The 21,893-nt window shown below is 70.3% G+C and carries 16 protein-coding genes and 1 pseudogene; 11 read left to right on the top strand and 6 right to left on the bottom strand.

Translation table 11 applies throughout. From position 1 onward, the window contains the following. Window positions 1–21: 21 nt before the first annotated feature. Entirely contained in the window at window positions 22–954 is a 933-nt protein-coding gene (locus BZY54_RS08685; protein ID WP_086724204.1) for a carbohydrate ABC transporter permease, read from the bottom strand. Beyond that, window positions 951–2,309, bottom strand: a complete 1,359-nt coding sequence (locus tag BZY54_RS08680) for an ABC transporter substrate-binding protein (protein WP_086724202.1) — start codon at window positions 2,307–2,309, stop codon at window positions 951–953. The genes BZY54_RS08685 and BZY54_RS08680 overlap by 4 nt, the downstream gene beginning before the upstream one ends. A gap of 258 nt (window positions 2,310–2,567) precedes the next feature. Between BZY54_RS08680 and BZY54_RS08675 the strand changes: the two genes are divergently transcribed. The 5 genes from BZY54_RS08675 to BZY54_RS08655 all read left to right on the top strand — a co-directional run bounded on the left by BZY54_RS08675 (window position 2,568) and on the right by BZY54_RS08655 (window position 7,886). Then, the gene (locus BZY54_RS08675; protein ID WP_086724200.1) at window positions 2,568–3,602 is read left to right on the top strand and encodes a LacI family DNA-binding transcriptional regulator; all 1,035 of its coding nucleotides are present in this window, start codon (window positions 2,568–2,570) and stop codon (window positions 3,600–3,602) included. A gap of 187 nt (window positions 3,603–3,789) precedes the next feature. Beyond that, window positions 3,790–4,482: a TMEM175 family protein gene (locus BZY54_RS52900; protein ID WP_244217038.1), complete on the top strand. Its 693-nt coding sequence runs from the start codon at window positions 3,790–3,792 to the stop codon at window positions 4,480–4,482. A gap of 242 nt (window positions 4,483–4,724) precedes the next feature. Next, entirely contained in the window at window positions 4,725–5,594 is an 870-nt protein-coding gene (locus tag BZY54_RS08665) for an alpha/beta fold hydrolase (protein WP_086724199.1), read from the top strand. Window positions 5,595–5,661: 67 nt separating this feature from the next. Further along, a complete protein-coding gene (locus tag BZY54_RS08660; protein WP_086724197.1) occupies window positions 5,662–6,522 on the top strand; it encodes a DUF427 domain-containing protein in 861 nt (286 codons plus the stop codon). A 131-nt stretch (window positions 6,523–6,653) separates the two neighbouring features. Continuing rightward, window positions 6,654–7,886: an FAD-dependent oxidoreductase gene (locus BZY54_RS08655; protein ID WP_086724195.1), complete on the top strand. Its 1,233-nt coding sequence runs from the start codon at window positions 6,654–6,656 to the stop codon at window positions 7,884–7,886. Between the two features lie 96 nt (window positions 7,887–7,982). On the opposite strand, the gene BZY54_RS08650 is transcribed toward BZY54_RS08655, so the two are convergent. From BZY54_RS08650 to BZY54_RS08640, 3 genes are all read right to left on the bottom strand, one after another. Further along, entirely contained in the window at window positions 7,983–10,181 is a 2,199-nt protein-coding gene (locus BZY54_RS08650) for a glycoside hydrolase family 127 protein (protein ID WP_244217037.1), read from the bottom strand. A 608-nt stretch (window positions 10,182–10,789) separates the two neighbouring features. After that, a complete protein-coding gene (locus BZY54_RS08645; RefSeq protein WP_086724194.1) occupies window positions 10,790–12,157 on the bottom strand; it encodes a lectin in 1,368 nt (455 codons plus the stop codon). A 212-nt stretch (window positions 12,158–12,369) separates the two neighbouring features. Then, window positions 12,370–13,743 (bottom strand): cryptochrome/photolyase family protein, encoded by a 1,374-nt coding sequence (locus BZY54_RS08640; RefSeq protein ID WP_086724193.1) that lies wholly within the window; start codon window positions 13,741–13,743, stop codon window positions 12,370–12,372. Window positions 13,744–14,205: 462 nt separating this feature from the next. On the opposite strand from BZY54_RS08640, the gene BZY54_RS08635 reads away from it, so the two are divergent. From BZY54_RS08635 to BZY54_RS08615, 5 genes are all read left to right on the top strand, one after another. Beyond that, window positions 14,206–16,398: an MMPL family transporter gene (locus BZY54_RS08635; protein WP_086724191.1), complete on the top strand. Its 2,193-nt coding sequence runs from the start codon at window positions 14,206–14,208 to the stop codon at window positions 16,396–16,398. Window positions 16,399–16,502: 104 nt separating this feature from the next. Then, window positions 16,503–17,513: a GlxA family transcriptional regulator gene (locus BZY54_RS08630; protein ID WP_279634672.1), complete on the top strand. Its 1,011-nt coding sequence runs from the start codon at window positions 16,503–16,505 to the stop codon at window positions 17,511–17,513. A gap of 99 nt (window positions 17,514–17,612) precedes the next feature. Continuing rightward, window positions 17,613–18,251 carry an HD domain-containing protein gene (locus BZY54_RS08625; protein WP_086724189.1) on the top strand — a complete coding sequence of 213 codons (639 nt, stop codon included), beginning with the start codon at window positions 17,613–17,615 and terminating at the stop codon, window positions 18,249–18,251. A 146-nt stretch (window positions 18,252–18,397) separates the two neighbouring features. Beyond that, the gene (locus tag BZY54_RS08620) at window positions 18,398–19,600 is read left to right on the top strand and encodes a PP2C family protein-serine/threonine phosphatase (protein WP_086724187.1); all 1,203 of its coding nucleotides are present in this window, start codon (window positions 18,398–18,400) and stop codon (window positions 19,598–19,600) included. A gap of 133 nt (window positions 19,601–19,733) precedes the next feature. After that, the gene (locus BZY54_RS08615; protein WP_244217036.1) at window positions 19,734–20,285 is read left to right on the top strand and encodes a DUF4863 family protein; all 552 of its coding nucleotides are present in this window, start codon (window positions 19,734–19,736) and stop codon (window positions 20,283–20,285) included. A gap of 130 nt (window positions 20,286–20,415) precedes the next feature. Here BZY54_RS08615 and BZY54_RS08610 read toward each other — a convergent pair whose 3' ends face one another. After that, window positions 20,416–21,441, bottom strand: coding sequence for an amidohydrolase family protein (locus BZY54_RS08610; protein WP_086724218.1), 1,026 nt, complete (start codon window positions 21,439–21,441; stop codon window positions 20,416–20,418). A gap of 324 nt (window positions 21,442–21,765) precedes the next feature. Here BZY54_RS08610 and BZY54_RS55330 point away from each other — a divergent pair. Beyond that, a pseudogene (locus BZY54_RS55330) lies at window positions 21,766–21,893 on the top strand (oxidoreductase); the annotation flags it as partial.

Genomic DNA, 21,893 nt, shown 5'->3' with positions numbered 1-21,893 from the left:
TCACTCGGTTGCTCATGGCGGTCACTCGTCTCGGGAGCGCAGCAGGCGCACGGACAGCAGGGACAGCGCGAACACCAGCAGCACCAGCAGGAAGGAGTTCGCGGCACCGGTCCCGAGGTCGGACGCCGTGATGTGGTTGTACAGGTACAGGCCGCCGGTGGTGGTCGAGCCGTACGGGCCGCCCTTGGTGACCACGAAGGGCTCGGCGAACATCTGGAACACCGCGAGCGTCTGCACCACGACCAGGAAGGCGATGCTGCGCCGCACCAGCGGCAGCGTCAGCGACCAGAACTGGCGTTGCCGGGAGGCTCCGTCCAGCGCGGCGGCCTCGTAGACGTCGGCCGGTACGGCCTGCAGTCCCGCGAGCAGGATGATGATCGCGAACCCGGTGGTCTTCCACAGGAACAGCAGCGCGAGCGTCGGCTTGGCCCACGCGGTGGACGCCAGCCAGTCGATGTGGGGCAGGCCCACCAGGCCCAGCAGATGGTTCACCAGGCCGTAGTCCTTGTCGAACGCCACGATCCACACCTGGGCCATCGCCACCAAGGGGGTGACGAACGGCGCGATGAAGGCGACGCGGAACATGCCCCGCAGCCGCAGCCGTGCGTTGGCCAGCAGCACCGCGGCCGCCAGCCCGCCGACGATCTGCACGGGCACGATCAGCAGCCACATCACCGCACTGTTGCCGAGCGAGGACCAGAACTCCTCGCTGGTCAGCAGGTAGGTGTAGTTGTCCAGGCCGATGAAGCGCGCCTCACCGGCACCCTTCCAGTTGGTGAAACTCAGCTGGAGCGCGTAGAGGAGCGGGTACAGGCCGAACGCGGCGAAGACGACGTAGAACGGCGCGACGAACACGTACGGCGTGAGGAACGGCCCGCGGCGGCGGAACCGGGAGCCGGGCGGGGCCGGGGCCGTCCGCTCCGGCTGTACGGGGGTCAGGGTCGCCGGTGTCACGCGCGGTCCACCAGGTTGCGCTGGATCTTGCGGGTGGAGTCGTCGATGACGTCGTCGGGCCGCATCTTGCCCTCCATCAGCCGCTGGAGGTTGTTGCCCAGGTAGTCGACCGACTTGGTCCACCAGGCGGGGATCGGCGCGGCGGCCGGGATGGTGGCGGCGGCGTCCACGGCGACCTTCCACAGGTCCTGCCCGCCGAGCGCCTCCACCGGCTGGAACAGCGGCTTGTCGGCGCGGCGCGCGGGCGTGTAGCTGGGCACCGAGGTGTCCAGGCCGCCGGGGTAGACGCTGCTCGGGCCGTACACGGCCGTGTAGCCGGGCTGCTTGAAGCACAGGAACTCGTACAGCAGCCAGGCCAGTTCGGGGTTCTTCGCCTTCGCCGGGATGATGAAGCTGCTGCCTCCCATCGCGCCGCTGCGCGCGCCGCCCGGTGTCCAGGCCGGCAGCGGGGCGGCCCGCCACCTGCCCTTCGTCTTCTTCAGCAGCTGCTGCGGGGCGAACGACCACCACACCGCCCACGGCACCAGCGCCTGCTGCCCGTTCTCCAGGGCCGCGACGTCGGCCTGCTTGAGGTACTCGGCGTGCGTGACCAGGCCGTCGTCGACGGCGTCCTTGATCCAGGTGAGGATGTCGCGGTACGCCTTGGAGTCCAGCCGCACCTTGCCGCCCGCGTCCGCGAGACTCGTGCCCTGCTGATTGGCGAGCATCTCCAGCCACAGCTGCCCGAGGAAGGGGTCCTTCTCCATGTGGATGGGCCGCGCCGAGGAGTTCTTCTCCTTCAGCGCCCGGGCCGCCGCCAGCAGGTCGTCGTAGGTCTTCAGTCCCGCCGGGTCGACGCCGGCGTCCTCCAGCAGATCCTCGCGGTACCACAGCAGGCCCGGGTCGAGGTCCCACGGCACACCGTAGATACGGCCGTCGACGGTGTTGACCGACAGCTTGTACGCGGAGGTGCGGTCACGGTACGGCGCGATCAGGTCCGTCAGGTCGTACAGGTGCTCGGCCTGACTGCCGATCTTGGCGTCGTCCCAGAAGCTGCCGTCCGGCAGGTCGCTGCCGGTGATCAGGGTGTTGGCGAGCTTGGCGTCGATGTCGACCGCCTGATGGTTCACCTTCACGTTCGGGTAGGCCTTGCGGAAGGCGCCGATGGCCTTGTCGAACACCTTGAACAGGTCGCCCGAGCGGTTCCAGATGGTGATCTCGCCCTTGGCCGAGGCGCTGGGTGTGCCCGTCAGCTTGCGCGGCTCGGAGGCGGAGGACCCCGGAGCGCACGCCGCCAGAGGGCCGGCGAGGGCGACGGCTCCGGCGCCTAGGGCACCGCGCAGGACTCGGCGGCGTGGGACTGTCGGTTGGGGCATGAGCACGGCTCCTCTGGATGAAGGCGGGGCCCGGCGTGGGCCGCACAGAACGGTGCAGAGCGCACGCGGACACGGACGCAGGCGTGCGTCACGGTGCCGCGCAAGGCGGTCCCGCCCGCCTCGATTGCAACGATGCAGAGATGATGCGGTGCCTTTTGCAACGATGCAATACCCGGGTAACATCGAGTTGTGCCGCGGGCGCCCGACCGGGGCGTTCGGCCGGACTCCACAGACGGCGACATCCCGAGGGGGAATGCAATGGCCGGTACGACGCTGCGCGACGTCGCCAAACGCGCCGGAGTCTCCATCCGCACCGTGTCCAACGTGGTCAACGGCTCGGTGCCCGTCTCCGACGAACTGCGCACCCGGGTCCAGGCCGCACTGGAGGAACTCGACTACCGGCCCAATCTGGTGGCCCGGAACCTGCGCCGCGGCCGCACCGGCATGATCGCCCTCGTCGTACCCGAACTCGACGTCCCCTACTTCGCCGAGCTGGCCCGCGAGGTCATCACCGCGGCCCGTGCCCACGGATACGTGGTCATGCTCGACCAGACCGACGGCGACGGCGAACGCGAACGGGAGCTGCTGGGCCGCGAGTCACGTGCCACCATGTTCGACGGCCTGCTGCTGAGCCCGCTGACCATCTCCGCGGAGGAGCTGCGCAGCCGCACCAACCGGGTCCCCGTCGTCCTCCTGGGCGAGCACATCTTCAACGGCGACTTCCACCACGTCGCGATCGACAACATCGCGGCGGCCCGTGAGGCCACCGAGCACCTGCTGAGCCTCGGCCGGCGGCGCATCGCCGCCATCGGCGACCAGCCCTACAGCACCGGCGAGACCGCCCAACTGCGCACCATCGGCTACCGCCAGGCCCTCGAACGGGCCGGCGTCCCCGTCGACGAAGGCCTCATCGTCCCCACCTCCCGCTTCCACCGTCACTTCGGTGCCGAGGCCATGGAGCGGCTGCTCGCGCTGCCCCAGCCGCCGGACGCCATCTTCTGCTACAACGACCTGCTCGCCATCGGCGCCATGCACGCGCTCACCCGGGCCGGGGTGCGCATCCCCGACGACATCGCCGTCATCGGCGTCGACGGCATCCAGGAGGGCCGCTACAGCTCACCGGCGCTGACGACGGTCGCCCCCGACAAGGCCCGGATCGCCCGCACCGCCGTCGGCACGCTGATCGCCGTCATCGACGGCACGGCGCCCCCGCCTGCGGAGTCGAAGGCGCCGTACCGTCTGGTGGTCAGGGAGAGCACGGCGGGACACGCGGCGCCGGCCCGACCCCGCTGACCTGCCGGGGCGGCCCCGCAAGGCGCCGTGACCCGTGCGCTCGGGTCGAACCTCGTGTCCGTGTCGGTGTCCGTGTCGGTGCCGGTGGCGCGGCGGTTTCGCGATCACGATGCTTGCTGCTCATCGCGTCACCGGACACGCTCCCCGGTTGCGCCCGCAGGGGCGTGCGGTGCTGGAGGCTGGGGCGATGACAGAGCCTGTTCACGGCCCGGTGGCACCACGAGGAGGGGCGACGTCGTTCGGCGTGGAGCGCGATCCCGGCCGGGTGGTCGCGTTCAGCGACGGCGTCATCGCCATCGCGATCACGTTGCTCGTCCTGGAGATCCACCCGCCGCACGACTCCCGCCGGCTGTGGCACGGCCTCGCCGCGCTCTGGCCGTCCTACCTGGCCTACGTCCTCACCTTCCTGCTCATCGGGCAGGTGTGGGCGAACCATCACCTCATGTTCGACCACATCCGCAGCGCCGATCGGGTGGTGCTCTTCCTCAACACCGTGCTGCTGATGGACGTCGCGTTCCTGCCGTTCGCCGCCGCCGTGCTGGCGGAGGCGTTCCGCGACGGACACGGGCAGCGCACCGCCGTCGTCCTGCATGCCGGCGCCTTCGAACTCCTGGCCCTTCTGTTCAACGTCATCTGGGGTTACGTCCGCCACGACCGGCGGCTGCTCACGGCCACCATCGATGCGGCAGGCGTGGCAGCGGTCGGCCGGCGTTTCCGGCTCGCCCTGGTCTGGCTCGCCACCGGCATCCTGCTCGGCGCTCTGCTTCCCGTCCTCGGCATGGCCGTGATCGCCGCCTTCATCGTCTACTACTGGCTTCCCATCGCGGGCGAGATCGCCGAGGCGAAGCGCCGCCGTCACCGGCCGCGGGCCCCTCGGTAGCGGCGCCCTGCCGTCATAGGGCTTGCGCGGCGGGCCACCGAACATCGGCGGAGGGCGGCGCGCTGGCCGACGTCCGCCCGCGGACGGAGGCTTGAGAGGGGGCCGGCGTTCGCCGATCGGGTACGCCCGGTGCCCGATCGAGATCGTTACCTAGCCGCCAAAAGCATCTTGACAGGTTAGATCGACCATGCTGACCTGGTGTATAACTAGTGATAGTCCTTAGAGGGGTTAGGGTGAGGGCGATGACCTCCGCAGTCCACCACCGCACCACCACCGTCGACAGCCTCGAGGTCTTCTACCGGGAGGCCGGCGATCCGGCGGCACCCGCTGTCGTGCTCCTCCACGGCTTCCCGACCAGCTCGCACATGTTCCGCCACCTGATCCCGGCGCTCGCCGACCGGTACCGCGTGATCGCCCCCGACCACATCGGGTTCGGCCAGTCCGCCATGCCCACCCCGGAGGACTTCCCGTACACCTTCGACGCGCTCACCGAGATCACCTCCGGCCTGCTGGGGCGGCTCGGCGTCGACAGGTTCGCGATGTACGTGCAGGACTACGGCGCCCCCATCGGCTGGCGGCTCGCGCTCCAGCACCCGGAGCGTGTCACCGCGATCGTCACCCAGAACGGCAACGCCTACGAAGAGGGCTTCGTCAAGCCCTTCTGGGACGGGGTCTTCGCCTACGCCAAGTCGCCCGGACCCGACACCGACGCCCCCGTGCGCGGCGCCCTGACCCCCGAGATCACCCGCTGGCAGTACGTCAACGGAGTCGACGATCCCAGCCTGGTCAGCCCGGACAACTGGGTCCACGACCAGGCACTGCTGGACCGGCCCGGCAACGACGAGATCCAGCTCAGGCTTTTCCGCGACTACCCCACCAACGTGGACCTCTATCCGCGGGTCCACCGGTACTTCCGCGATTCCCGGGTCCCGCTGCTCGCGGTCTGGGGCGCCAATGACGAGATCTTCGGCCCCGCGGGTGCGGAGGCGTTCCGACAGGACCTGCCCAACGCCGAGATCCACCTGATCGAGTCCGGGCACTTCGCTCTCGAGAGCCATCTGGAGACCATCACCGAGCGCATCCGCGACTTCTTCGCCCGCGTCCTGACCTGACGCGCAGTCCGTGCGCGCCGCACACGGCGCCGGAACAGCGCGCACCCCGCACCCGGAAGGAACCGCCATGGGACTGTCCTGGCAACAAGGCCCCCTCTCCACAGGCGCCGTCGGACACTTCCTCACTCCAGAACCCCTGCCCGAACGGCTGCTGTTCGCCGAGCGCCTGCGCCGTCGTATGCGCGTGAAGTTCGACGGCGCGTGGATCGCCGACAGCGAGAACGTCATCCTCCTGCACGAGCCGGGCCGCTACCCCGTCGCCTACTTCCCCCGCGAGGACGTCGAAGAGCGGGCCCTGGTCCCGAGCGGCAAGGCCACCCACCACAAGGACCTCGGCGACACCGCCTGGTACGCCGTGCGAGCCGGTGACCGCACCACTGAACGCGCCGCCTGGGAGTTCACCGCGCTGCCCGGCCACGCCGCCGTACTCCAGAGCCGCATCGCCTTCGCCTGGCGGGCCATGGACGCCTACTTCGAAGAGGACGAACGCATCCTGGGGCACGCCGCGGACCCCTACCACCGCATCGACATCCGCACCACCTCCCGCACCCTGGAAGTCCGCCTCGGCGACACCGTGATCGCCCGCTCGGAGCGGCCCGTCGTGCTGTACGAGTCGGGATTCGCCCCGCGCTGGTACGTCCCGCGCGCCGACATCGACGAGCCCCGGCTGCGCCCGGTCCAGGGGCAGACGTTCTGCCCCTACAAAGGAGTGTGCGACTACTACGACATCGGCGACGCGCGGCGCGCGGCCTGGTCGTACCGCGACGCCTATCGGGAGGTCGACCGGATCAGCGATCTGGTGTCCTTCGAAGCGGACAAGGTCGAGGTCCTTCTCGACGGTGGGCGCCTGCTTCTCGAGCCCGGGCAGAACGTCGTCCCGCATGGCGTGGACCGCGGTCTGGACGTCGACGAGGTCAAGGGACACTGAGGGCGCGCCGGCCGGGTCCGGTCGAGCCGAAGGGCCGACGCCGGGAAACCGGGCCCCGAGCAGGCCGCCGACCGGGGGAGTAATATTTCACTGTGTGATGAATTACCGCTCTCCGGAAGGGCAGGGCTGTGATGGAGCGAACCACGTGCTGTGTGGTGGGAGGCGGCCCTGCGGGTATGGTGCTCGCCCTGTTGCTGGCCAGGGCCGGCATCGACGTGACGGTGCTGGAGAAGCACGGCGACTTCCTGCGCGATTTCCGCGGCGACACCGTGCACCCCTCGACGCTGGTGCTGCTGGACGACCTGGGTCTGGCCCAGCGCTTCGCCCAGCTGCCCCAGCGCCGGGTGCGCACGGTCAGGCTGCCCGTCGGGACCGACCGGTCGATGGTGACGGTCGCGGACCTCGGCTTGCTGCGCGGGCGGTACAACTATGTGGCGATGGTGCCGCAGTGGGACCTGCTGGACCTGCTCGCCGAGGAGGCCGGGCGCGAGCCCGCCTTCCAGCTGCGGATGAGCACCGAGGCGACCTCCTTCCTGCTCGAACACGGGCGGGTCACCGGGGTGCGCTACCGCACCGCCGACGGCGGCACCGGCGACCTGCGCGCCCACCTCACGGTGGCCTGCGACGGCCGCGGTTCACTGGCCCGCTCCCGCCCGGAGCTGGGACTGCGCCACTTCGACTGCCCGATGGACGTCTGGTGGTTCCGCCTCCCGCGGCACGAGCACGACCCGAGCGGACTCGTCGGCGCCGCGGGCGACCGCTTCCTGACCGCGATGATCGACCGCGGCGACTACTGGCAGTGCGCCGGGTTCATCCCCAAGGGCAGCGACGCCGCACGCCGCGCCGCAGGCCTCGACCGCTTCATGGCCGACTGCGCGGCCGCCGTCCCCTGGATCGCGGACCGCACCCAGGCGCTGCGCTCATGGGAGGAGGTCAAGCTCCTCGAGGTGCGCCTGGACCGCCTGCGCCGCTGGCACCGCCCCGGCCTGCTCTGCATCGGCGACGCCGCACACGCGATGTCCCCGATCTTCGGCATCGGTATCAACCTCGCCGTGCAGGACGCCGTCGCCGCCGCCCGGTACCTGGTCGAGCCGCTGCGCAGCGAGAGCGTGGGCCTGGCCGACGTGCGCGGTGTGCAGCGCCGCCGGCGTCCCACCACCGTGGCGACGCAGGAGCTCCAGCGCATGGCTCACGCCGGCTTCATCGCTCCCGTCCTGCGCGGGCGCCAGCCCCTCGGCAGCGCGGAGGGGGCCCGGCGGATCGCGGGCATCCTCGCCGGGTCCGCCCTGGCCCGCCGGGTCCCCGCGTACTTCTTCGGGTACGGCGCCCTGCGGGAGCGCCCGCCGGACGCCGCCCTCCGGTAGGTCCGGTCGGACGTCACCGAGACACTGTCCGTCCGGTCACCCTCCGACAATTTCGTCATGGACAGTCACGGACACAGCGCACGCGTGCGCACGGGGTCAGGCGGGGAGATGCGCTCGGGCCGCCGCCTCGATCAGCGTGCTGCGCCGGCGTGCCGTCAACTCCCCGCTCTCCGTCCTCGCGTCGGCGACCTTGGTGACCGCGCGCACCAGGCCACCCGAGTTCTCGAACGGCCCCTGGTCCCAGACTTCGTCGAGGAACGTCAGGCCGTCGGCGCCAGGGCGGTTCTCGATGCCGGTGGCGGTGTCCCCGAAGACGATCTCGGGTTCGGCGCGCTTGAAGTACATGTGGTAGCCATCGGTGTTGTCGATGTAGAAGGGCACCAGGGTCAGGCCGTTGGTGGTGAACGTCATCGGCTCTCCGGTGGGGCGTATGGCCCGGCTCAGGTCGCGGCTGAGGGGGTAGTCCCGGTACAGGGTCAGGTTCTGGTACGCCGTCTCGGAACTCCGGATCACCAAGGGCACGGGGCCGTAGGCGACGGCCTGGGTGGCGGGGTCGTCCAGCGCGCGCTCGACGCGCAGGGTGAAGGGCGCGGCGATCTCCACCTTGTCCCCGGTCCGCCACTGCCGGCTGAGCGAGACATAGGCGCCGGGCATGGCGCGGACCTGCTGTCGAACGCCGTTGAGCCGGACGGTGAAGCCGCGCTCGGCCCAGTACGGCACCCGCAGCCTGAGGTCGAAGTGTCCCTCACCGGTGACGGTCAGGGTGCTGGTGCCGGACGGGTCGGTCGGGTAGCCGGTGGACTGGGTGATGGTCAGCCCGCGCTCCCGCCAGTCGAGGGCGGACGGGAGATAGAGGTTCACATAGAGGGTGGAGCCGTCCGCGGAGCTGAAGTAGACGGAGTCCTGGAACTTCGCGTGGGTTTCGAGGCCGGTGCCGCCGCAGCAGGTGCCGAGGTTGCCGTAGGACCGGTGGGCGCCCGGATTCACGGGCACGAAGTAGGTGAGCAGGGGGTTGGTGTCGCTCGACGTGTTCCGTCGCGAGGCGAGGATCTGACCGTACAGGGCCCGCTCGTAGTACTGCATGTACTTCGGGTCCGCGGTGTGGAAGAACAGGCTCCTGCTCAGCTTGAGCATGTTGTAGACGCAGCAGGTCTCGGCGTTGCTCTGCTGGATGGTCCTGGCGATAACGTCCCGCGCGCCGAAGATCTCTCCCGAGCCGGCCATGCCGCCGTCGACGTACGTGCGGTGCGGTACGACCATGTCCCAGAAGTTCTGGGCCGCGGTGAAGTACTGCTGCTCCCCGGTCTGTTCGTAGATCTCCAGGTAGCCCTGGTACTGCGGGATGTGCTGGTTGGCGTGCTCCCCGTCGAGCGTGTCCTTGTTCGCCACCGCGGCCTCGAACAGGTAGGTGTTGTCGAAGCACTTGGCGGTCGTCAGGTACTTCTCGTCGCCGGTGAGGGCGTAGAGATCGGCCATGACCACGGGCATCGCGTTGTACTCACCGGCGATGTAGATCTTCCACATCCGGTCGAGCTGGGTTCTCGGCAGGTGGCCGAGCCGGCTGTACGCCCAGTCGCCCATGCCCAGCGCGATGCCCAGCGCCTGCTCGTTGCCCGCGTGCTGGTGGGCGTCGAGCAGCCCGCGCATGATCATGTGGCAGGTGTACCAGGGGGCCCAGATCTTGGGATAGGTCGCGTACTGCTCCAGCAGGATGAACTGCGTCTCGGGATAGGCGGCCAGGTAGCCGACGTGGCTCGGCGCGCCGGGGTCGTCCGTCCCGACCAGGGCGGCGAGGGCGTCCTGGCACTCGCCGAGTGCGGTGACCATGTAGTCGGCCTTCTCCTTGAAGGCGCTGTCGCCGGTGCCGGCGTACGCCAGACCGAGGGCGCTGAGGAAGTGCCCGGCGTAGTGGCCCCGGAGGTTGCCGTCCGCGGTCTCCCAGCCACCGGGCGGCTGGGCTCCGCGGGTGTCGAGCCCGGCGTTGGTGCGGAAGACGGCGAGCATGCGGTCGGCCGGGTAGGCGCGCAGGAAGTTCAGCACCCGGTCGCGGTTGTCGGTGAACAGGCTCGAATCCAGCCTCACCCGGGTGTTGTCGAACGGTTTGACGACCCAGGACGAGGGCGCGGGCATGCCCGGGGCTGCGGCGGCCGCCGTGGGCGCGCCCGCCGTGCCTGACGCCTCTGGTGCCGTGCGTGTCGCTGCTCCGGCCGCCGCCGGGAACATGGCCTGGAACGCCGGGATCGCGGTGGCGAGTGCGGTCAGCCGCAGAAGGTCGCGGCGCGGGAGTTCGGGCATGGCGGTCTCCTCTGGGGCGGCGGAAGCCACGGCGGTCCGGCGCAGGCCTGCGGGCAGACGTGAGCGGCACGGGGGCCGGGCCGGGACACGGCATGACGTTCCGACGGGTACGTGCGGTGCGGGCGCGGGACGAGAGCCGGCAGAGCCGCGACGGCGCGAGACGCACGCCGGTGGAGGCCCTGTGGAGCGCCGGTTCCCTACGATCGTTCGACATATCGAATGTTGTTCGAAGTTCTGGGTGAGCGTATGTGCGCCGTTTCACGGGTGTCAACGGGGCGGAAGTGTCCGGCACCGGACACGGGGAGCCGGTCGATCGGCCACGTCCGCAGGCGAGTTGGACGGGTGTCTGTGCTCGCCGAGGACGTCGGTCGTCTAAGACGCGGCGGCCGGTGCCCCCTGCCGGCAGGGGCACCCGCCGCCATGCCTGCCCGCGCCCGCACCGACGGTGCGGACGTGGACGTCGTGGAGGGAGGCCGGGCCGGCTGTGTGGGAGGCAGAGGAGCCGGCCGGCCCGGCCTCCGGCGGAGAGGGCGGGTCGGTCGTGCCCGCGTCGAACGGCAGCTTCCTGTCCGCGGTCGGCGCCGCTTCGAGCCGGCCGCGGTCGCGGCTCAGCCGGTGTACGCGGCGAAGACGCGGGTGTAGTCCCAGTCGGACTGGCTCACCCCGGAGCAGCTGTCGGCGGGGCCGCCGGTGCACGGCCGGTCGCGGTTGGCGGACCAGAAGGTCAGTCGAGCCAGGTGGTGCTGCTGGGCGTAGGCGAGCATGGTGCGGAAGTCGTTGACCGTGACGACCTCGTTCTGGTCGGTGACGCCGTTCATCGACGAGATGCCCATGTCCCGGTAGGCCTGGTCGTCGCTGTAGTGGTACGCGTTCTTCAGCGCGTTCTTCAGGCCGTCGGCGGCCCGCACGGTGAGGTTGCCCATGTTCTGGCCCGCGCCGCCGAAGTCGAAGGGCATGATGGTCCAGGCGTCGACGGTCAGGCCCGAGGCGGCCGCCCGGTTGATGAGGCTCGTGTCGGGTCCGCTCTGTCCGGTGCCGATGGTGACGTACACCTTCAGGCCCGGATTGCCGGCCTTGACGGTCTTCAGCGCGTCCACGGTGCGCTGCTGCACGGTGCCGTTGCTGTAGGCGTCGGCCTCGATGTCGATGTCGATGGCCTTCAGTCCGTAGGCGTTGACGACCTTCTGGTAGGCGCCGGCGAGTTCGCTCGCGCTGGAGCAGGAGCTCTCCAGTTTGTTGCCGCTGTAGCCGCCGAACGACGGGATCACGTCACCGCCGCCGGCCCGCACGGTGTTGACGGTCTGCTGGTCGACGCCGCCGGCGAGCGGGCGGCTGCCGTCCCACTGCGGGTTGCAGTAACCGTTGCTGAGCACGAAGGCGAGGGTGAACCACTTCACCCCGGTGGCCCGGGTGATCGTGCTCGGGTCGGGTGGGTTGCCCCAGCCGTTGTAGAGGTACGGCGCCACGGCCATCGGCGCGGCGGGGGCGCTGCCGCCGGCGGCGGGCGCGGTCCACTTCTGGTTGGAGCCGCCGCTGCAGCTCCAGATCTGTATGCGGGTGCCGTTGGCGGAGTTGTTGTCGGTGACGTCCAGGCACTTGTTCGCCTGCGGGTTGACGATGTCGTGGGCGGAGGTGACGGTCCACTTCTGGTTGGCCCCGCCGGTACAGCTCCACAGCTGCACCTTGGCGCCGTCCGCGGTGGAGTTGCCCGTCACGTCCAGGCACTTGCCGAGGGCGCGGATCGTGCCGTCGGTGCCGACGGTCCACTGCTGGGCGGCGGTGCCGTTGCAGTCGTAGAGCTGGACGGGGGTGCCGTCGGCGGAGTCGGCCCCGGCGACGTCGAGGCACTTGCCGGCGAGTCCGGTGATGGCGCCGGTCGCGGCCTGGGCGGGCGAGGCGGCCACCAGGCCGGCGGAGACGGACAGAACGGCGAGGGAGGCGGTGGCGAGGGCCGACCTGGGGAGAGCTCTGGCCATGGGGGTTGCGGCCTTTCGTGGGGGTGGGAGGCACTCGGGAGCGTGTTCACCTCGTGTATGGAGAACGCGCTCCTGGCGCCACGACTGACCGGTGAATCTAAAGGTCCAGACCAGTTCCGTCAAGGGGTGAAGTAAGGCGTGAAACAAGCGAGTTGGGCACTGGGCTCACGCACCACGTGACGACGGCCGGCCGCCCGCACCCGCGCGGCGGGTCAGCGCAGGGCGCGGGCGTCCCGGAAGCGTGCCAGTCCCTCGGACAGGTCCACGATCGGCTCCGGGTACCGGAGCGCAGCCCGCTCGGGGCCGTCCAGTTTCCATGGCTGGTGCACCTCGGGTCCCGCGAGATCCCGGAGCTCGGGGACCCATCGGCGCACGTATGTCCCGTCCGGGTCGTACCGCTTGGCCTGGGTCAGGGGGTTGAGCACCCGGTTGGGGCGGGTGTCCGTGCCGGTGCCCGCCACCCACTGCCAGTTGAGCTGGTTGTTGGCGAGGTCGCCGTCGACCAGCAGGTCCAGGAAGTGCCGGGCGCCGACACGCCAGTCGACGTACAGGGTCTTGGTCAGGAAGCTGCCGGCCAGCAGGCGGCCGCGGTTGTGCATCCAGCCCTCGTACAGCAGTTGGCGCATCGCCGCGTCGATGATCGGAAAGCCGGTGCGGCCCTCCCGCCATGCCTCGATGTCGTGCCGTGCGTCCCGCTCCGAGCGCCAGCGGTCGTGCCTGTCCCGGTAGTCGGCCCAGGCCGCCTCGGGCCGGGCTGCCAGCACCTGCCGGTGGAAGTCGCGCCACGCGAGCTGGCGCACGAACGCCTCGGCGCCAGGCCAGCCCGTCCGCCGGGCCCGCTGGACGAGTTCAGCCGGGGACAGGGTGCCGAAGTGAAGGTGTGGGGAGAGGCGGGACGTGGCGTCGCCGGCCAGGTCGTCGTGCCGGTCCTCGTAGTCGGCGACACCGGCGCGCAGCCAGGCGGCCAACCGCTTGCGGCCCTCGGTCTCGCCGCCCCGCGCCAGCCCTTGCGACAGTCCCGTCAGGGCCGCACGGGAGGGGAGTTCCTCCGAGCCGAGGCCCTCCGGCACGCGCACGGTCCTGGGCGCGGCCAGCGGATGGCGCAGCCGCTCCGGCGACCACTTCCGGAAGTACGGGGTGAACACGGCGAAGTGGTCCGAGGAAGCGGGAGTCACCGTGCCCGGCGCGACCGCCGTGGTCACCGCGTCGTGCACGTGCAGCCGCCGCCCGTCGGCCTCCAGGGCGCGACGCAGGCGCTCCTCGCGCCGGTGGGCGTGCGCGCTGACGTCGGCCGAGAGATGGACATCGTCGGCGTCCGCCTCGATGGCCACCCGGCACACCTCCTCGACCAGATCACCGGAGCGCAGGACGAGCCGGCCCCCGCACCGGCGCAGTGCGGTGTCGAGGTCGTGCAGGCAGTCGCTGAGGAAGGCCAGCCGGTTGGGAGCGGCGAATCCGGCCGCATCCACGGCCCGGTCGCGCACGAACAGCGGTACCACCTGCGGGGAACTGTCGAGGGCGGCGCGCACCGGCGGGTGGTCGTGCAGGCGCAGGTCCGCGGTGAACAGGACTACCGAGACGTTCATGGTGGTGTCTCCGAGAGCGGTGCGTGGTCATCGCGAACAGAAGTTCGGTGAGGAAGCACGGTGCCTGCGTCGCGATGTCACCGTTCATCGGCCCCGGCCCTTCGTGTCGGCTGGTCGATCGGACATCTTCCACCGGAACGGCCCCACCGGACGAGCGTGTCGGCCCTTCCGTACGCCGATCGAGTCGCCGGCGGGCGACCGGGGCGGCAGACGGAGGGACCCGGAGTCCTGCATCTCCGTCGGGTCTCCTTCCGGCGCAGTCGCATCGGCGTTGTGAGGGAAGGGAAAACGACTTCTCACGTCTACGGAGGCCTGGTGAAATGATCTTCGCGTCCGGTCACTACGATCGGATCCCGAGACAACCATGCGACCGGCCCGACTCGTGCGTGCCGGTCGAGGTCGCCGATGCCAGGGTCCGCTCCCCGGGCTGCGGTGATCTTCCGTTCCTGGAGGACCTTCCGCATGTTCCGACGAATTGGCAACACAGTCGTCCGACATCCCGTCTGGACGATCGTGGCATGGCTGATCGCGGCGGTGGCGATCGTCGCCACCGCCCCGAGCCTGCCCTCGAACAGCGACGAGAGCAGTTTCCTGCCCAAGAGTTATGAGTCCATCAAAGCCGCGGACCTGCAGCAGAAGGCGTTCCCCAGCGCCTTCACCCCGTCCGCGATCGCGCTGTACCAGCGCACCGACGGCGGCAAGCTGACCGCCTCGGACAAGCAGGACATCGCCCGGATCACCTCAGAACTGGGCAAGAAGAACATCGACCAGGTGCAGAAGGTCGTCCCCGGCCCGCCGTCCAAGGACGGCAGGTATGACCTGACTCTGGTTCAGATGGACAGCAAGAACGCCGGCCAGCCCAAACAGGCCGACGCGGCCAAGGTGCTGCGCGAGGACATCAAGCAACTGTCCAAGGGCACGCATCTCGACGTCAAGCTCGGCGGTTCCGCCGCGCAGGCCCTCGACCAGCAGGACTCGTCCAAGCGCGGCCAGGCACTGATCGGAATCGGCACTTTCGCGATCATCCTGGTGACCCTGCTGATCATCTTCCGCGCGCCGATCCTGGCCGTACTGCCCCTGGTCCTCATCGGCCTGGTGTCCGCCATCGCCAACGGGCTGATCGCGTACGCCACCAAGCTGTTCGACCTGCAGGCCAACAGCTCGATCTCGTCGATCCTGATCGTCGTGCTGTTCGGCGTGGGCACGGACTACTTCCTGTTCCTGATGTTCCGTTACCGCGAACGTCTGCGCGCAGGCGACGAGCCCAAGCAGGCCATGGTCAACGCGGTCGACCGGGTCGGCGAGGCCATCGCCTCGGCCGCCGGCGCGGTCATCATCGCCTTCCTCGCGCTGGTGCTGTCCACGCTCGGCTTCCTCAAGCAGATGGGCCCGGCGCTGGCCATCGCGGTCGCCGCCACCCTGGTCGCGGGCCTCACCCTGATCCCGGCCGTGGTCTCGCTCATCGGGCCGAAGGTCTTCTGGCCCTCCAAGTCCTGGCAGCGGGAACCGGAGAACGCCCGCTTCGCCGCCCTCGGTCGCGGCGTGCGGCGCCGCCCGGCGCTGACCGCCGCGGTGTCCGGCCTGGTCCTGATCGTGCTGTCGCTCGGCACGATCGGCTACAAGGCCACGTTCGACCTGGCGTCCGGCTCGATGCCGAAGACCAAGGAGTCCATGGTCGTCCAGGACGAGATGCAGAAGGCCTACTCGGCGGGCGCCGCCGCACCCACCGACGTCTACCTGACCAGCACCGACGGCAAGGCGCTGGACAAGTCCGCCTTCGACGCCTACGCGAAGCGGCTCGGCGCCGTGGACGGGGTCGCGACTGCCCGGATGACCCAGCTGAACAAGGACGGCACCACGGCGGACTTCACCGTCACGCTCAACTACGAGGCGTCGACGGACAAGGCGATCGAAGCCGTGGGCAAGGTGCGCGACGTGGCGCACTCCGGCGCACCCGAAGGCACCGAAGCCCTCGTGGGCGGCATGTCGTCGATCTACAAGGACATCAACGCCGCGGTCAACCACGACTACCGGACGGTCTTCCCCGTCGCGGCCGTGCTGATCATGGTCATCCTGGGACTGCTGCTGCGCAGCGTGGTCGCCCCCTGGTACCTGATGGCCTCGGTGGGTCTCGGCTTCGGCGCCACCCTCGGCGCCACCGTGTGGATCTTCCAGGACGGGCAGGGACACTCGGGTCTGATGTTCATGCTCCCGGTGATCATGTATCTCTTCGTGGTCGCCATCGGCACCGACTACAACATCCTCATGATCGCCCGGCTCCGCGAGGAGGCCCGCGAGGGCCGCGAGCCGCGCGAGGCGGCCGGCATGGCGCTCAGGCACGCCGGGCCGACCGTGGCCGCGGCGGGCTTCATCCTGGCGGCGACCTTCGCCACGATGATGCTGGCGGGCAACTCGCTGCTGACGGAGATGGGCTTCGCGGTGTCCTTCGGCATCGCCGTCGCCGCCTTCGTGATGGCGATGTTCTTCACCCCGAGCCTCACCGCGCTGATCGGCCATGCGGCGTGGTGGCCGGGGCACGGTGACCGGGCGCAGGAACCGGCACTCGGCACGGGCGGCGGATCCCTCGCTTCCGGGCAGGTCCCCGATCAGGGCCGGGACACGGTCTCGCAGGATTCGCTGGGTGGCCGCGAGTAGGGCCTTCCCGAAACCGACGGGCGAAGGCGCTGCCGGGCAGCGCCTTCGCCCGTGGCGTATGCAGACTGGTCTGTGGGACCGGTCCAAGGGCAGGGGAGAGGCGAGTGGCACCGAAGGCACACAGCGTGGGCGTTCTCGTCTTCGACGACATGAAGATGCTCGACCTCTCCGGGCCGGCGGAGGTCTTCAGCGAGGCCAACCGGTACGGAGCCGACTACCGGCTGACCGTCGTCTCGGTGAGCGGCAAGCCGGTGCGCACCTCGATCGGTCTGCAGGTCCCGGTGGACACGGACGCGGACTCGGCCCCGGCGTTCGAAACCGTGCTGGTCCCGGGCGGCGACCTGTTGCCGGGCCGTCCCGTCGACCCGGGCCTGAGCGCGGCCGCCAAGAGACTCGCGGACAGGGCCGGACGCGTCGCGTCGATCTGCACGGGGGCGTTCATCCTGGGGGCGGCCGGCTTGCTGGAGGGCAAGCGGGCGACGACGCACTGGCAGCACACGACGATGCTGGCGCGCAGCCATCCGTCGATGCGTGTGGAGCCCGACGCCATCTACGTCAAGGACGGCACGACCTACACATCGGCGGGCGTCACCGCAGGCATCGACCTCGCACTGGCCCTGCTGGAAGAGGATCACGGCCCTGACCTGACCCGGAACGTCGCCCGCTCACTGGTGGTGTACATGCAGCGGTCAGGCGGGCAGTCGCAGTTCTCCGCCTCGCTCCAGGGCCCCGCCCCGCGGACGCCCGTGCTGCGGCTGATCCAGGACATGGTGCAGGCCGATCCGGCGGCCGACCACAGCCTGGACGCGCTGGCCGAGCGGGTCCGGGTCAGCCCTCGGCACCTGACCCGCATGTTCCGCGCCGAACTGGACACCACGCCGATGAAGTACGTGGAACTGATCCGCTTCGACATGGCCAAGGCCCTCCTCGACGCCGGCCACAGCGCCACCGAGGCCGCCTCCAAGTCGGGCTTCCCCAGCTACGAGAGCCTTCGGCGGGCCTTTGCCCGCCACCTCGGTGTGTCGCCCACCCGCTACCAGCACCGCTTCACCACCACGCGCTCCGGTTCCCGCACCGCGACACGGACGGAACCGGACACCCGCGAGGGCTCGTGACCGTTTTCGAGGACTTGTTGGCCATCGGGTAGCGGACGCGGCAGCCGGACCCGGCGGAAGGTGGAAGCACGTCGAACACCACCCGCCGAGGAGGCCGTCATGTCAGAGAAGATCGCCGGCGTCGAGATCCCCGACAGCAAGCTCGTCCAGGACGCCACCGAGCTGATCCGCGACACCACTCCGCCGCTGATCTACCACCACTCCCGGCGGGTCTACCTCTTCGGCAGCCTGCAGGCCCGGGCGCTCGGTGTCCAGCCCGACCCGGAGCTTCTGTACGTCGCGGCGCTCTTCCACGACACCGGTCTGGTGCCGCCCTACCGAAGTGACGACCAGCGGTTCGAGATGGACGGCGCGGACCAGGCCCGCGCGTTCCTGCTCAGCCATGACATCCCGGGCGCCGAAGCGGAGACGGTGTGGACGGCCATCGCCCTGCACACCACGCCGGAGGTGCCGTACAAGATGGTCCCGGAGATCGCGGCCACCACCGCGGGGGTCGAGACCGACGTGCTCGGCCTGCACCTGGCGAACATCAGCCAGGCCGAGATCGACGAGGTCACCGCCGTACACCCGCGCCCGGACTTCAAGCGCCAGATCCTCCAGGCGTTCACGGACGGCTTCGCGCACCGACCCGACACCACGTTCGGCACGGTGAACGCCGATGTGCTGGAGCACTTCGTCCCCAGCTTCCGCCGCGTCGACTTCGTCGACGTCATCCAGAACTCCGCCTGGCCCGAGTAGGGCACGAGCGCGCCGTGGGCCGGTGGGCGCGGCCGCCCACCGGCCCAGCTCGCCGGACGCAAGGACGGGAATTATTTACAACAAGAATGTGTAATGAAATCAGCCCGGGATGTCCGGGCCGCGGACCGCGGGAGAGGAGAGCGGGCATGGTGCACACGTTCCCACGACGACTGGCGGGCGTGGTCGCCCCGATCGGGGGCGCGGGGCGTGCGCTGCTCGCCACCGTTCGCCCCGAGGGCGTCACCGGCCCCGGGGCGGGCGCGCCCCGGCGGCCGTGGTCGTGGCCCGCCGTCTCCATCCCGGTCGCACTCGTCCTCGCGGTGACGGCGATCGGCCTCGTCGTGCCCGTGGACGTCCATCTGGGGTCGCTGTTCATCTCCGCGCCAGCCCTGATGGCGGCGGTCTCCACGGCACTGTCGACGGGGAACGTTGCCGGCCTGTCCCTCGTGGCCGCACTGGTCTGCGACATCCGCGACGGGCTGCTCGGCTCGCCCATCCTCGTCGTCCACGTGGTCACGCTGCTGGTGGTCTCACTGCTCCTCATTGCCTTCTGCCGGTCCCGGGAGCGCAACCGCAGGGAGACGAGCCGGCTGCGGGCGATCTCCCAGGCGGCACAGCACGTCGTCCTCCGGCCGCTGCCCCGCCGGATCGCGGACCTGGAGGTCGCCTCCGTCTACCGGGCCGCCGACGCTCTGGCCGAAGTCGGTGGGGACCTGTACGCGGCGGCGAAGACCCGCTACGGCACCCGGCTTCTCATCGGGGACGTCAAGGGCAAGGGGCTTGCGGCTCTGGACGACGCGGCCGCCGTGCTCGGGGCGTTCCGTGAGGCGGCCCACCAGCACCCCACCCTTCCCGACCTGGCCGCGGCACTCGAAGAAAGCGTCCGCCGTCATGTGGCGGAGGCGGCGGAGACGGACCCGGATGCGGCGGAGCGCTTCATCACGGCGCTGCTCGTCGAATTTCCTGCCGACGGTGGTGTCATGAGGTTCGTCAGCTGCGGACATCCCCTGCCGCTGCGCGTGCGTGACGACGCCGTCACCGCGCTGACGGGCCAAGTCCCCGCGCCGCCCCTCGGCCTGTCCGGCGTCGACCGCGCGACGTACCGGCAGGAGGAGTTCCGGTACGCCCCGGGGGACGCGTTCCTGCTCTACACCGACGGGCTCGCCGAGGCCCGGGACCGCGCCGGGGCCTTCTACTCGGTCACCGAAAGGGACATTCCCTGGCGTACGGCCGAGGGCGATCCGGAAGCCCTCCTCCAGCGGGTGCACGACGACCTGCTCCACCATACGGACGGGCGACTGCACGACGACGTGGCGCTCGTGGCCGTCCAGTGCGCTCCTGCCTGCTGAGGCTTCGGCGGCATACCGGATACGCACTACTGAGATACATTACAGATATTGACTGTAATGGAATGCCGAAGCACACTCGCCTGTGCCGGCGTGCCGGAGCGGCGCGCAAGGAGCACCCGAAGGGACAGTGCGCGTGAGCGCACGAGAGGAGACCGCCCTCATGGGCAACGACAGCAAGCAGGCACTGGTCGAGCGCAGCATCCCGTTCCTCGGCGAGGTCAGGAACCGCACGGCCGGCAAGGACCTGGAAGCGTGGCTCAACACCACCTACGGCCCCGACAGCGATCTGTACCGGGATCTCGCGCGCCTGATCCAAGTCGGTGTGCTGGAGGAGGGCTGGGCGGCGAACATCGAGGTGGACGGCCCGCGGTACCGCCGGAGCCTCATCGCGGAACCATCGGCCGACACCCACTACTTCAGCATCACCGCCGTCTACATGCACAGCATCGAGCCCTACCGCGGCCAGTACCACGCCCACCCCTACGGCGAGCTGAACCTGGTGGTCCCCGTGGACCCGGGAGCCGAACTCGCCGGGCCGAGCGGCTGGCAGGGACCCGGGTGGACCGCGCCGGCGCCGGGCAGTCATCACTACCCAGAGGTGCGGGGCGGCGCGCTGATCGCCCTCTTCTACCTGCCCGCCGGGCGCATCTCCTACGACATCCGCCCCTCCCGCTCCGCCGCCTGAGGCAGGGCACACGCCCGTCGCGATCCGCAGGAGACCTGCGTGGGTGTCTGCACAGCGTGGTACGCGACCAGGATGATGCGGCGTAAGCGCAATGACCGGACGCAGAGCCGGAAGGCCGACGCCGACAGGGTCAGGTGATCACTCGGCCGCGCAGGATGATGCGACCGGGGTGGGCCAGAACCGAGCTGTCGAGAGTCGGGTCGGTGTCGTAGGCGACGAGGTCGGCGGGGCCTCCGTCGACCAGCCCGGGCAGCCCCAGCCAGGCTCTGGCCGCCCATGATGCGGCACCGAGAGCCGCTTCGGCGGACAGACCGGCGCGGACCAGCCATTCCACCTCGGACGTCACGGTGCCGCAGGGGAAGCTGTCGGTGCCTGCCAGTACGGTGACGCCTGCTTCGTGTGCGGCCCTGACGTTGGGCAGCATGCCTTCCCAGCCGGCCAGCCACCAGTCGCGACGGGCACTCGGCTCCTCGGCGCGCCGCCGGTCGGCCCCGGCGCCGAAGACGCTGAGCGTCGGCACGAGCGCGGTTCCCTGGGCAGCCATCCGGTCGATCAGGCCGGGATCCAGGTGCATGCCGTGCTCCAGACTGTCCACGCCTGCCTGAACGGCGTGGCGACTGCCCTCGGCGGTCTGGCAGTGGGCGGCCACGCGGCCGCCGGCCGCGTGCACGGCCTGCACGACGGCGGTGAGGACTTCCAGGGGCACTGCCGGTTCGTCGTGCTTCCAGTCGGCGATGACCTTGCACCAGCCCGAGGACGCCTCGGCCTCCTCGACCGCCGCCCGCACCAGTTCCGCTTCACTCACGTCACGCCCGAAGCCGGGGAAGAAACGGCCCGGCGTGGCCAGCCAGCGTCCGGCTGAGCGGACCCGCGGCAGCCGGGGGTCCTCGTCCACCCAGCCGGGTATCCGCGCAGCGGACCCGGGGGTCCGGACCAGCAGAACGCCGGCGTCGCGGTGATCGGTCAGGTGCCGGCGGAGCGTCTCGTCGCTGAACGGGTCATCGAGGTTCTCGGTGCCCGGGTGCGTGTGGGCGTCGACCAGGCCCGGCAGCAGCCACCCGCCGTCGACGACGAGATCCGCGCCGGGGACCGGTTCGCTCCGCAGTCGGTCCCCGTCGATCCAGAAGGACCGCTCTTCCCGCTCCGGCAGTACGATGCCGCGCACCTGGAGTACCACCGGCGAGCGCCCCCTCGAATCCGCACGGGCCGATGCGTCGATCCTACCGGCACCGGCAGCAACCGGACTTGGCCCATGGTCAGTCGGGGCCCGTAGGCGCCACGCCTCCGGTCACCGTCCCCCCGGAACGACGGCGGCCGTGCGTGACTCGCCCGCCCGTGACCACTCCTCGATCGTCACTCGCCGCCCCTTGCGAGGCCGGCCCCTGACCCCCGCGCGCCTCGCTCCGCCCACGCTGCGCCCGGACGATGATGGCGCTCACGAACATGCCAGGAGACCGGGCCTGTCGCCGGGAAAACCGGAATGGCAGGCCACTCACCCGGCCGTCGCACCCCGCCTACTGCGAAAGGGCAATGCATGCGTATCGACCTGACAGGACGGACGGCCTTGGTCACCGGGTCCACCCAGGGCATCGGGGCCGCGATCGCGGC

The sequence above is a fragment of the Streptomyces carpinensis genome, from assembly GCF_002154505.1.
Classification (GTDB): domain Bacteria; phylum Actinomycetota; class Actinomycetes; order Streptomycetales; family Streptomycetaceae; genus Streptomyces; species Streptomyces carpinensis.
The sequence above is the reverse complement of the archived record's forward strand: the minus strand, read 5'-3'. Positions and strand labels throughout refer to the sequence as shown.

Coding starts and splice junctions, on each gene's coding strand:
- BZY54_RS08655 (WP_086724195.1), top strand. CDS start 6,654: ATGGAGCGAACCACGTGCTGTGTGGTGGGAGGCGGCCCTGCGGGTATG.
- BZY54_RS08665 (WP_086724199.1), top strand. CDS start 4,725: ATGACCTCCGCAGTCCACCACCGCACCACCACCGTCGACAGCCTCGAG.
- BZY54_RS08620 (WP_086724187.1), top strand. CDS start 18,398: ATGGTGCACACGTTCCCACGACGACTGGCGGGCGTGGTCGCCCCGATC.
- BZY54_RS52900 (WP_244217038.1), top strand. CDS start 3,790: ATGACAGAGCCTGTTCACGGCCCGGTGGCACCACGAGGAGGGGCGACG.
- BZY54_RS08680 (WP_086724202.1), bottom strand. CDS start 2,309: ATGCCCCAACCGACAGTCCCACGCCGCCGAGTCCTGCGCGGTGCCCTA.
- BZY54_RS08640 (WP_086724193.1), bottom strand. CDS start 13,743: ATGAACGTCTCGGTAGTCCTGTTCACCGCGGACCTGCGCCTGCACGAC.
- BZY54_RS08650 (WP_244217037.1), bottom strand. CDS start 10,181: ATGCCCGAACTCCCGCGCCGCGACCTTCTGCGGCTGACCGCACTCGCC.
- BZY54_RS08625 (WP_086724189.1), top strand. CDS start 17,613: ATGTCAGAGAAGATCGCCGGCGTCGAGATCCCCGACAGCAAGCTCGTC.
- BZY54_RS08645 (WP_086724194.1), bottom strand. CDS start 12,157: ATGGCCAGAGCTCTCCCCAGGTCGGCCCTCGCCACCGCCTCCCTCGCC.
- BZY54_RS08660 (WP_086724197.1), top strand. CDS start 5,662: ATGGGACTGTCCTGGCAACAAGGCCCCCTCTCCACAGGCGCCGTCGGA.
- BZY54_RS08675 (WP_086724200.1), top strand. CDS start 2,568: ATGGCCGGTACGACGCTGCGCGACGTCGCCAAACGCGCCGGAGTCTCC.
- BZY54_RS08635 (WP_086724191.1), top strand. CDS start 14,206: ATGTTCCGACGAATTGGCAACACAGTCGTCCGACATCCCGTCTGGACG.